We start from the raw sequence: 568 nt of genomic DNA, 5'->3' as shown, positions 1-568 counted from the left end.
CGGTTGCCTTCGACACGCTGGTGCTCGCCACCGGTGCGCGCCACGCCTATTTCGGCCATGACGAATGGGAGCCGTTCGCACCCGGGCTGAAGACGCTTGAGGATGCCACCACGATCCGCCGTCGCATCCTGCTCGCCTTTGAGCAGGCGGAGCGCGAAACCGATGTGGCGAGGCGCCAGGCGCTGCTGACGCTGGCCATCGTCGGTGGCGGGCCGACCGGCGTCGAACTTGCCGGCACCATCGCGGAACTCGCGCATGACACGCTGCGCGACGAATTCCGCAACATCGACACCAGGCAGACGCGCGTGGTGCTGATCGAGGCCGGCGATCGCATCCTCGCCAACTTCGCGCCGGCGCTCTCCGCCTATGCCCAGACGGCGCTGGAGCGGCTTGGCGTCACGGTCGAGCTCGGACGAGCGGTCACTGAGCTGGATGCGGACAGCGTTATCTTTGGCGATAAGCGCCTGCCGGCAAAGACAATCCTATGGGCCGCCGGCGTTGCCGCATCGCCGGCGGCGGAATGGCTGGGGGCGAACGCCGACCGTGCGGGCAGGGTGCTGGTCGAGCC

Annotated in this window: 1 protein-coding gene; it reads left to right on the top strand. The window is 68.5% G+C overall.

Translation table 11 applies throughout. From position 1 onward, the window contains the following. Positions 1 to 568, top strand: a 568-nt coding sequence (locus EN745_RS35600) for an FAD-dependent oxidoreductase (protein WP_189363285.1), incomplete at both ends; no start/stop codon positions are given.

Origin of the sequence: Mesorhizobium sp. M4A.F.Ca.ET.022.05.2.1, from assembly GCF_003998845.1 — a bacterium.
GTDB lineage: Bacteria > Pseudomonadota > Alphaproteobacteria > Rhizobiales > Rhizobiaceae > Mesorhizobium.
The sequence above is the reverse complement of the archived record's forward strand: the minus strand, read 5'-3'. Positions and strand labels throughout refer to the sequence as shown.